Origin of the sequence: Acidisoma sp., assembly GCF_035492295.1 — a bacterium.
Classification (GTDB): domain Bacteria; phylum Pseudomonadota; class Alphaproteobacteria; order Acetobacterales; family Acetobacteraceae; genus Acidisoma.
This window is the reverse complement of the sequence record NZ_DATJJK010000200.1, coordinates 20,804-30,952: the sequence shown is the minus strand read 5'-3', so window position 1 is coordinate 30,952 and position 10,149 is coordinate 20,804. Positions and strand designations below refer to the sequence as shown.

The 10,149-nt window shown below is 65.8% G+C and carries 9 protein-coding genes and 1 tRNA gene; 6 read left to right on the top strand and 4 right to left on the bottom strand.

Going from position 1 to position 10,149, the window contains the following annotated elements:
* A partial coding sequence (locus VL752_RS15610) for a succinylglutamate desuccinylase/aspartoacylase domain-containing protein (RefSeq protein WP_325356780.1) occupies positions 1 to 677 on the bottom strand: 677 nt, incomplete at its 3' end.
* On the bottom strand, positions 674 to 1,873 hold the full coding sequence (gene argE / locus VL752_RS15605) for an acetylornithine deacetylase (protein ID WP_325356779.1): 1,200 nt from the start codon (positions 1,871 to 1,873) through the stop codon (positions 674 to 676). The genes argE and VL752_RS15610, both read right to left, overlap by 4 nt.
* Before the next feature lie 109 nt (positions 1,874 to 1,982).
* On the opposite strand from argE, the gene VL752_RS15600 reads away from it, so the two are divergent.
* A complete protein-coding gene (locus VL752_RS15600; protein WP_325356778.1) occupies positions 1,983 to 2,948 on the top strand; it encodes a mitochondrial fission ELM1 family protein in 966 nt (321 codons plus the stop codon).
* Positions 2,949 to 2,970: 22 nt separating this feature from the next.
* Positions 2,971 to 4,869, top strand: a complete 1,899-nt coding sequence (locus tag VL752_RS15595; RefSeq protein WP_325356777.1) for a hypothetical protein — start codon at positions 2,971 to 2,973, stop codon at positions 4,867 to 4,869.
* Between the two features lie 111 nt (positions 4,870 to 4,980).
* Here VL752_RS15595 and VL752_RS15590 read toward each other — a convergent pair.
* A tRNA-Val gene (locus VL752_RS15590) sits at positions 4,981 to 5,055 on the bottom strand.
* Between the two features lie 177 nt (positions 5,056 to 5,232).
* Between VL752_RS15590 and VL752_RS15585 the strand changes: the two genes are divergently transcribed.
* The 4 genes from VL752_RS15585 to rpoH all read left to right on the top strand — a co-directional run bounded on the left by VL752_RS15585 (position 5,233) and on the right by rpoH (position 8,813).
* Positions 5,233 to 6,252, top strand: coding sequence for a hypothetical protein (locus VL752_RS15585; RefSeq protein WP_325356776.1), 1,020 nt, complete (start codon positions 5,233 to 5,235; stop codon positions 6,250 to 6,252).
* Between the two features lie 417 nt (positions 6,253 to 6,669).
* Positions 6,670 to 6,978 carry a DUF883 family protein gene (locus tag VL752_RS15580; RefSeq protein WP_325356775.1) on the top strand — a complete coding sequence of 103 codons (309 nt, stop codon included), beginning with the start codon at positions 6,670 to 6,672 and terminating at the stop codon, positions 6,976 to 6,978.
* A 13-nt stretch (positions 6,979 to 6,991) separates the two neighbouring features.
* Complete coding sequence (locus VL752_RS15575; protein ID WP_325356774.1) at positions 6,992 to 7,522, top strand: hypothetical protein; 531 nt, start codon at positions 6,992 to 6,994, stop codon at positions 7,520 to 7,522.
* Between the two features lie 379 nt (positions 7,523 to 7,901).
* Positions 7,902 to 8,813 carry an RNA polymerase sigma factor RpoH gene (gene rpoH / locus VL752_RS15570; RefSeq protein ID WP_325356773.1) on the top strand — a complete coding sequence of 304 codons (912 nt, stop codon included), beginning with the start codon at positions 7,902 to 7,904 and terminating at the stop codon, positions 8,811 to 8,813.
* A 61-nt stretch (positions 8,814 to 8,874) separates the two neighbouring features.
* Here the strand turns inward: rpoH and VL752_RS15565 are convergent, their stop codons facing one another.
* Complete coding sequence (locus tag VL752_RS15565) at positions 8,875 to 10,083, bottom strand: MFS transporter (protein WP_325356772.1); 1,209 nt, start codon at positions 10,081 to 10,083, stop codon at positions 8,875 to 8,877.
* Positions 10,084 to 10,149 lie beyond the last annotated feature (66 nt).

The following is a 10,149-nucleotide window of genomic DNA, read 5'->3' as shown; positions in this document are numbered from 1 at the left end:
GTGAGCGTCGTTTCCACCGTTTCCGGCAGCCAGTGCTGCCCGGCTTCCACCAGATTGGCGACAGACGCGCCGTCCGCCCCGGTGAAGATCGGATGGTCGATCAACCGTCGCCCGTTGCCGTGCCCAGCATCGGCGATGACGAGCTCCGGCACGCCGATGCCGAGCGCCATGGCCCGCCCGCGTTCGGCCGCGCCGCAGAGGATGAGCGGGTCGGAAGGCCAGAGCATGGAATGGAGATCAAAAAGCACGTCCGCCGTTTGCAGCAGCGGCCACATCTCCCGCGCGCGGTCCAGTTCCACCGAGCGGCGCGTGCCGCCCAGCGTCACCGGGTCCCAGACCCGGTTCATATCCTCCTCGACATAGCGGGAGGCGACGGGGTCCTCGGGGTCGAAGCGCGCGAAGGCGGCGAGATTGGCGAAGCCGAAGGTGATGCGGCCGCGCAGCGGGGCGAGCCCCGCCGCGAGCAGACGGTCGAGCGCGATGGCGCCGGCCAGTTCGTTGCCGTGGATGAGAGCGGTAAGCACGAGGTGCGGCCCGGCTTCGCCGCTATCCCGTGTCGTGAAACCCTGGATCCCGGTATTGCCCTCGCGCCAGGGCGCAAGATCGGGCGCGGCCACCAGGACGTCGAACCGCGGCAAGGCGAGCCCGCCGGAGCTCATCCCCATGATGGCATTCATCTGCAAACCCGCTCCGCCATCCGGCGGATAAAGCGGTCGCAAGCCGAAAGCTCGGTCTCCGCGATCCATTCGTCCCCCTGGTGGGCCTGGTCGATGCTTCCCGGCCCGCAAACGATGGCAGGAATGCCCGCCTCCTGATAGAGCCCGGCTTCGGTGCCGTAGCTCACCCGGCCGGTCTGGTTGCGGCCCGTCACCTGCCGCACGACGTCCGTCAGCGGATGGTCCTCTGGCAAGGCGAGGCCGGGTATCCAGTTCAGAACCTGGAACGTAAAGCCCGAAGCCGGGTCCACCGCCTTCATGGCGGGTTCGATCGCCTGCCGCACATGCGCCTCGAACCGCGCCAGCTCGGCGAAGAAATCGTCGCCCGGCACGCTGCGCCATTCCATCTCGAACCAGGCTTCGTCGGGGATGATGTTGATGGCGTGGCCGCCGTGCATCTGGCCGACATGGCAGGTGCTGTGCGGCGGCTCGTAACCCGGCACGAAGGGGCCATGGGCCGCGAAGCGCGCGGCGTCCCGGCTGATCCAGGCAATCGCCTCGGCGGCGGCGGCCACCGCATTCACACCGCGCGCGGGGTTGGAGGAATGGCCGGCGCGGCCCCGCACGCGCACGCGGAGCGCAAGGCGGCCCTTGTGGCCGGTGATGGGGGCAAGCAGGCTCGGCTCGCCCACGAGGCAGAGATCGGGCTTCCAGCCGCTTAGGACGATATCCTCGATCAACCGGCGGGCACCGTTGCAGCTGATCTCCTCGTCATAGGAGATGAAGAGATGCACCGGCCGCGCGAGGCGCGCCGCCTGCAGGTCCGGCACGGCGGCGAGCATGCTGGCAACAAAACCCTTCATGTCCGCGCTGCCGCGCCCGTAAAGCCGGCCACCCTCCGCGCGCAGCGTGAAGGGATCGCTGCTCCAAGTCTGTCCCGTGACCGGCACGGTATCGACATGGCCGGAAAGGGCGAGCCCGCCCGGGCCCGGCTGCCCGATCACAGCGTGCAGATTGGCCTTCTCGCCGGTCTCGTCATGACTGAGGCGATAGGGAACGCCCAACCCCTCCAGATAGGCGGCAATATACTGGATGAGGGGGAGATTGCTGCGGTCGCTGGTCGTGTCGAAGGCGACGAGGCGCGCGAGGAGATCCACCGTCGCGGAGCGGGACAGTATGTCGGCAGGCTCAGCCTCGGCCAATGTGACAGTTTGCATAACCGTCGATCCTATACGGGCCGCGCGGGGAGGCAACGGGGCATCGCCCCGCCGCGGGCGGCAGGCCGGGCACGTTGACGTCAACGGCAGCCCGCATCACAAGGCGCGCATGTCATCCACGGCCGCACAGAACGATCAACTTGCACCTTCCAGCTGGATATTGACCGAGCCCTATGCCGGGCTGCAGTCCCAGGCGCTCGGCCTCGCCGAAGCGGCCGGACTGGCACCGATCGTTCGCACGCTGAAGGCGCGTTTCCCCTGGAACTACGTCTCGGCGCCGCGCTGGCCGTGGCCGCTCCATGCCGTCGAGCGCCAGGCGATCTCCGGCTCCGTGCCCGGCATTATCCTCAGCTGCGGCGGCATGGCGGGGGCGGTGGGTTCCGCACTCCGGGCGCCATCCACCCGCCTGGTGCATATCCAGAACCCACGCATGGCCTTCTCGAAATTCGACCTCATCATCGTCAACAAGCACGACGAGGTGACGGGACCAAATGTGATCGTGACGCGCACGGCGCTGCACCGGGTGACCCCCGCGCGGCTGGAGGAGGCGCGGGCCCGTTGGGCGCCGGTCTTCGCCCATTTGCCGCGCCCGCTGGTCGCGGTCTCCGTCGGTGGCACGAACGGCCGCTTCACCCTCGATGCCACGGTTGCCCGCACGCTCGGCCAGTCCCTGGCCGGGATGATGGACCAGGATCGCGTCGGCCTCATGCTCACCCCCTCCCGGCGGACGGACCCGGCGGCCACCGCCGCGCTGCGCGATGCGCTCGAACCCCGTGGCGCCTATGTCTGGAACGGGGAGAATGAGAACCCCTATTTCGGCATGCTGGCCTTGGCCGATCTCATCATTGTCACCATCGATTCCGTGTCCATGGTGTCGGAGGGGGCAGCCACGGCCGCGCCGGTGATGGTCGCTCCGCTGCCGGGCCGCTCGCGCCGCATCGGCCTGTTCATCGATCAACTCGTGTCGGACGGGCGCATCCGGCATTTCCAGGGGCGCTATGAGCACTGGCCCGTGGCCCCTCTGGACGATACCGCCGCAGCGGCGCAGGACATGCGGCGCCGGCTTGGCTTCTAGCACTTAGGATAGGCAGCGACCGATGCTCGACATTCAAACCTTCGACGCGGTGAAGGGCGGCAACGTCATCTACAAGGCGCTGGCGCACCCCCTGGCGGCGGAAGCCATGGAGAGGCTTGCCGCACGGCTCGCCGGCATGGGGCCGGTCGCCCTCTTCGATCCCGATCAGGTGGCGGGCCCGCTGCTCACCATGTATCCGGCGCTGCGGGCAGACGCGCTTTTCGTGCAGGACGTGCGCCAGGTGGGGGAGACGCGCGGCGGGCTCGCCGCGCGACCGATGACCGAGATCGCGGCGAGCGGCGCCCGTACGGTCCTCGTCGCGGGCTTCGACGCGCAGCGCCATCTCGCCCTGCTGCGTGCCGTTCTGCCGGCCGAAACCCAGGTGATCAGCCTCGACGAGGCAAAAATCCCTGAGGCGCGCATCACCAATCCGAAGCGCTATCTCGATCCGCTGAACTTCGCCATGAACTACGCCTTCTTCCGCGAGCAGGACGGGCTTTCGACTCGCCTCGTGACCGCGAATTACTGGGCGGGCTATGGGGCCACAGCGGTGCGTTACTTCCTGCGGCTTTACGATGGTGCCGGCGCGATCCTCGCTGAATGGGAGGAGGCCGCGCCGCGCGGCGCCGGCGGCGTCGCTTTCGATAGCCGCGAGATCAGCGCGCGATTCGGCCTTTCACCCTTCACCGGGCAACTGTTCATCCATGCCGTCGGCGTGGCGGGCCATGACGTGGTGAAATACGCGCTCGACACGATCGGCGCCGGCAACGAACAGAGCCTTTCCTGCACGCATGACGCGAATGCCTGGCCATCCGCGCGCTTCGCCGGCCTGCCCGCGCCGCGCGCGGATGAAAAGGTGATCCTTTGGGTGCAGAACAGCCACGCCACGCCCATTCCGGTGGGCGGCATCGCGCTCGACCGCATGGGCGCGGAGGCGCCGGTGCCCCTGATGGAGGAGATTCCGGCCTTCGCCACCCGCGCGCTGGATGTCGCCGAACTGCTGCCCGACCTGCGCTGGCCGGCGCAAATCGAGGTACGGGCCGGCCGCCATGTCGTGCGACCACGCTATGAGGTGGTGCGCGGCGGCCGCACCCGCGTCGCCCATGTCAATGTGGAGCGCGAGGGGCTGGCAGCGGATCCGGGCATCCTCACGCTGCCACCCGAAATGGGCCGCGGCTTCCTGCTGCCTTTCCCGATTCTTCCGCGGAGGCAGTATCGCAGCCAGGTGCTGCCGACGCCGATGGCCGAAGCCGAAACCAGCATGCCGCTGCGGCTGGACCTGTTCGACGGCGAGGGAAATCCGCTCGGCCAGCATTTCCTCGGCAATCTGCCGCGCGATCATGACGTCATGATCGATCTCGACTCCGTGCTGCACGAGGGCGCGCTGATGGAGACGGGCGGACATGCCGATCTCGTCTATGATTTTCGCGACGGCGGCGAGGCCAATGGCTGGCTGCATGCGCTGATGCGCTACGAGCGGCGGGACGAGTCTCATGCCGCCGAAACCAGCTTCGGCGGGCATATCTTCAACACGCTGATGACCTACAAGGGTGAGCCGCAATCCTATTCAGGCCCGCCACCCGGCCTCACGACGCGGCTCTTCCTCAAGCTTGGCGGCGAGGGGCGGGCGAGCTTCTCGCACCTCATCTACCCGGCCTCAGGCCCCTGGGCCGAGCGGTCGGAAACGCATCTGCAGCTGCATGACGGGGAGGGGACGTTGATCACCGAGGAGGCGGTCAGCATCGCGCGCTCGGGTTCGATGCTCATTCGCCCCGATCTGATCTTCGCGGATGCCGACATCGCGAAGGCCGGCCCGCGCGGCTATGTGCTGATCCGGGACCGGACCTGCCGGCTGTTCGGCTATCACGGCTTGATCGACCCGGAAGGGCGCTTCTCGCTCGACCATATGTTCGGCTTCTGAACGCAAAAGGCCGGGGCATCGTCCCGGCCTTTTTGTTTCCCGCCGCATGTTCGACCACGCGAGCGGCAAAGAGTTTGGATCGCCAGAAATATCGATTGGGAGGGGATGGACTGGTGGGTGCGACAGGGATTGAACCTGTGACCCCCGCCGTGTGAAGGCGATGCTCTACCGCTGAGCTACGCACCCAGTCCGTCGGTGACGCGTTCTCTAGGGTCTTCCGCTGCGCGGGGCAAGCCCCTCCTGCGCGTCGAAATTCCCCGGCCATGTCCTGGCAGCCATGCCGCGTTGGCGCGGGCGCCAGCCTCTGCTAGCGAAGCACCGGGGCCGGCCCGCAGCGGTGGGCACAGGCGAAGGTGGGGAATCATGGTCGATATCCAGACGATCAGCTGGCAGAACAAGACCATCGCAGCGGCGGCGGATTTCCGTGGCGTGCTGGGCATGGGCCTGCTCGCCGCCTGGTTCTATGCGCTGTGGCTTCTCTTCACCCTGCCACCCTTTGCCGGGATCGCAGCGCATCTGCCGGTTCTGCTCCGCTCCGTGCTCGCGAAGGGCGCTAGCATGCCCGCCTTCGGAATGATTGCCGCCGGCTTCTGCACCTTCCATTTCTGCCGCGAGCTGCGTCACGGATGGGACGGCACCGTAGCCCGACGGCTCTATATGAGGCTCGTGCTGCCGCTGCTCGCCTATGGGCTGCTCGCGCTCCTGCTTTTCGAGGCGGCGAGTCTGCTCGCCGGGCATGGCCTGGTCCGGCCCTGGGCCGCGCCGCTCTTTGCCATTCCATTTCAGATCATGGCGACGGTGATCGTCGGCGCTGCCTTTCTGCCGCTCCTGCTCTTCTGGTTCTGGACGGCGGTGGTGGACGTGGTGATGACCATCGTGATTCTCAGCTGGGTCTATCATGGCTTCGAGTTTACCATCGGCTTCCATGGCGTGACCTGGATCGGCTCGGCGCAGTTCGTGGTCGATTTCCTCGGCGGCGCCGCGATGTGCTCGCTTATCTTTCGCAACGTCGAATATCTGGCGATCGTGCGCGGGCATATGATCCTTCTCGGCTGGATCGCGCTGCTCGGCGGCTCCATCCTGGCCGGCCCCGCACTGTTCTATCTCGGCTTCCTCATGGTGCTTGTGGGAACGGCGCTCAGCGAGCGCACGGACTTCCTGCCGGGGGAGGCCTTTCTGCTTGCCTGGTCGCGCACAGCGCTCGGCATCGCGCTGGTCGCGCCGAGCGTGCTCCTCGCTTGGCAGGGTTGGGGCAACCACGGCTCCATGCCGCTCTGGCTCGCGGCGATCGGCCTCGCCGTCGTCATCCAGATTTTGGGTTCGGCGCTTTTTCTGCTCGCCGAACCGCCGCTCAGGCAAATTCTTCGCCCCTCGGCGGCATGAAAGCGCGGAAGAAACGATCCGAGCGGTGATAGCGTCGGATCGAAGCACTCTCGCGTCGGTCTATTACGGGAATCGCATTCTAACCTATTGATAAAGGACTGATTCATGGTTCGGATCAGCCTGGTTGCGCTGCAAAAGAACCGATCAGACCCTCAGGTGCCGGATTTGAAGGTTGCATAATGGCTGCTACCTCCGAACCTGGCGAGCATGAAACCTAAAAAGAACCCTAAAATCATGCGCTTACCAGCGTGATTCCGAGTCGGAAAGTCGCGCGGAGGTTGCGGCGGGTGCCAGTGAATGTGCGATTTACTCAACGAGGTTATTGCCATCCCGTTCCCGTGGCCCAAATGATCGGCGTGGCTCGGGTTTGGCTGCGCGCCGGTCCCTCCTCATCACGCTGAAGCGAAAGGTGCCTTCATGACAGATTTTGAGAGCGAAACGTCAGGACAGACCAACCGGATCGCCGAGGACCTCGCGGCGCTCAAACAGGATGTCGCCGCCCTCATCCGCCAGATGAAGGAGCTCGCCATGCGCGAGGCGAGCCGCGTCAGCCAGGACGCGGCGGATACGCTCTCCGAGCGGGCAGCCGATATTTACGACACGGTTTCGGAAAAAAGCCGCCGTTCAGCGGATGCCCTGACCGCGCATGTCGAGGAGCAGCCGGTCACCAGCCTGCTGCTGGCCTTCGCGGCCGGATTCATCTTCAGTAAAATCCTGACACGCTGAGCAGCGCAGCTTGATGTCGGGATCTCTCGCGCAGCTTATCCGCCTGGGCCTTGCCCTTGCTTTCAATCCGGCCAGAATCGCGGAGAACGCGGCGGACAGCGCGCGGCGCCTGACCGTGCTCCTCGTCTGCGGCCTGATCGCGGGCTTCATCCTGCTGCCTGCCATCGGCTGCGGTGCGGCGGGGCTCTGGATATTCGTGCAGGAACGGTTGGGCCCGGTCTGGGCGGCCTTCATCACGGCCGGCGCGCTGGTGCTGGTCGCCGTCATCGTCCTGCTCATCGGGCTCCTGGCCTCCCGCAGGCCTCGGTCGCGCCGGCGCGAGCGCGAGCAGACCTCCGGTTCTTCGCCGTTGGACTCCGCCTCCGCGATGCTGCCGGCGCTGCTGGGCCTGCTCGCCATGCCGAAGAAGGCGGCCAGCGCCGGTGCCGCTGCCGGGCGTGGCTTCTTTGCCCGCCACAAAGGCACGATTCTTCTCGGCGCCGGGATCGCCGGGCTGGTGCTCGGCCAGGATCTTTTCCGGCCCGGCCGAAAGCGAAAGGGTTGATCGCACTCACGGACTGGCCGCTCTGCCATGACGGCAGGGCGGCCTCCAGGCTCGACCATTCCCCTTCTTCATAGCCGCTTTGAATTTCGTCAATTTAATGAAAATGCGCGCCGGAAAGGCGTATTGTCCGTTTCCGGACGAGGGCGAGGGCACCGCCATTGCGGGATTTCTGGGTTAATCCCAATGGAAATCACCTAAACTTGAAGGCCCGCAATAATCACCGAAGGGTTACTGCCGAATGCGGGGTAATCTCCTGGTCGTGATGAGACGGATCTAAAGTCTTCGTTCATATTTTTGGTCAAGGAATTTGGCGAAAACGGCCAACTTCGAACCGAGACGGCGCTGGATACAGGTCGTCTCCGAAGGAAAGGAGTCTTCGATGGCCCTTGGTAGTCTCAATATTGCTCCGGAGGGGAATCTCTCCCGGTATCTTCAGGAAATTCGCAAATATCCCATGCTGACCGCGGAGGAGGAACTGAGCCTCTCCAAAGCTTGGCAAGAGAAAGGGGATCTGGAGTCGGCGCACAAGCTCGTCACCTCTCATCTGCGCCTCGTCGCCAAGATCGCCATGGGCTACCGCGGCTACGGACTGCCCGTTGGCGAACTCGTCAGCGAAGGCAATGTCGGCATGATGCAGGCAGTCAAGCGGTTCGACCCGGATCGTGGCTTCCGCCTGGCCACTTACGCCATGTGGTGGATTCGCGCGGCGATTCAGGAGTACATCCTGCATAGCTGGTCCCTCGTGAAAATGGGGACGACGGCGGCGCAGAAGAAACTGTTCTTCAACCTCCGCCGTCTGAAGGGCCAGATGCAGGCGATTGACGACGGTGATCTCCGCCCCGATCAGGTTGCTGAGATTTCCCGCGTGCTGGATGTGCCGGAGCAGGACGTCGTCAATATGAACCGCCGCCTCTCGGCGCCAGACAACAGCCTGAACGCTCCCGTCCGCGCCGATAGCGAGGGCGAGTGGCAGGATTGGCTGGTCGACGACGGCGAAAGCCAGGAAACGGTGCTCGCCGACCGCGAGGAGATGGGGGACCGCAAGGCGCTGCTCGCCAATGCGCTCAAGACCCTGAACGAGCGCGAGCGGCACATTCTGATCGAGCGCCGCCTGAAGGACGAGGCGACCACGCTGGAAGACCTCTCCCAGCAGTATCGCATCTCCCGCGAGCGGGTGCGTCAGATCGAGGTGCGTGCTTTCGAGAAGCTGCAGAAGTCGATGAAGACGCAAATTGCCGATCGGCGGCAGCAGATCGTGAATGACGGGGAACAGGCGCGCATCGCCGCCTGATCCGCCTCACATCGCAAAAAGGCCGGTCCCGCAAGGGGCCGGCCTTTTTTGTGTTTGGAGCTTAAGCGCCGGTGGCGCCAGTGGCGCGGAAATGGGCCCGCCGCTCCTCGCGGCGGCGCTGCATCCGCTTCTCCAGCCAAGTCGCATAATACACGGTGCCGAGCGCCAACAGGCTCATCAGGCTGCCGAACCAGGGCAGATTCCCGTAGCCCACACCGGCCGAGACCAGCAGCCCGCCGATCGAGGCGCCGAGCGCATTGCCGAGGTTGAAGGCGCTCTGGTTGAGTGTCGAGGCCAGGCTCGGTGCCGCGCGGCCCTGGTCCACCACCCGCATCTGCAAGGGCGCGCCAACGCCGAAGGCGAGCCCGCCCCAGACCATCATGGTGATGATGGCGGGCACCGGACTCGCACTCGTCACGGTGAAAAGCGCCTGCACCAGGATGAGCACGCAGAGCATGCCCATGATCGCCGGCATCAGCCGCCAGTCGGCAGCCCGGCCGCCTGCGAGATTGCCGAGCGTGATGCCGACGCCGAAGAGCAACAGCGCGATGCTGACGCCATGCGGGCTGATCCCCGTGACATGCTCCAGCAGTGGCGTGATGTAGGTGAAGACCGAGAAAAGGGCGGCAGAGCAGAGCACGCTCGCCGCCATCGCCAGCAGCACCTGGGGATGGCCGATCGCCATGATCTCGCGCTTGAGGCGCGGCCGGCGGCCCTGGCGCACATTCGGGACCCAGACGACGAGGGCCGCGAAGGCGACGAGGCCGATGATGCAGACCGCCCAGAAGGTCATCCGCCAGCCATAGGCCTGGCCGAGCAGGGTGCCGAGCGGCACGCCAAGGACATTGGCGAGGGTGAGGCCGGAGAACATCAGCGAAATCGCCATCGCGCGCTGATGCTTCGGCACCACCTCGGCGGCGACGATGGCGCCGATGCCGAAGAAGGTGCCATGGGCAAGGGCGGTGAAGATGCGGGCGGCAAGCAGCGTGTCGTAGCCCCCCGCCAGCGCGCAGAGACCGTTACCCAGAATGAAGATGGCCATGAGCGCCAGGAGGGATTTGCGGCGCGGAAAGCGGCCCATGAGAATCGCCATGATGGGCGAACCGATGGTAACCGAGAGCGCATAGCCCGAGACGAGCTGACCCGCCTGCGGGATCGAGACATGAAGGCTGCGCCCGATCTCCGGCAGAAGTCCCATGATGACGAATTCTGTCGTGCCGATGCCGAAGGCGGCAGCAGCCAGCGCGAGCAGGGCGGGGGAGAGTTTCAAGGTGGGGGGCTCCGGGGCGGGCGGTTCCTTCACCTAGCGCGGCTTGATGGCCAGATCGAGGCGTTT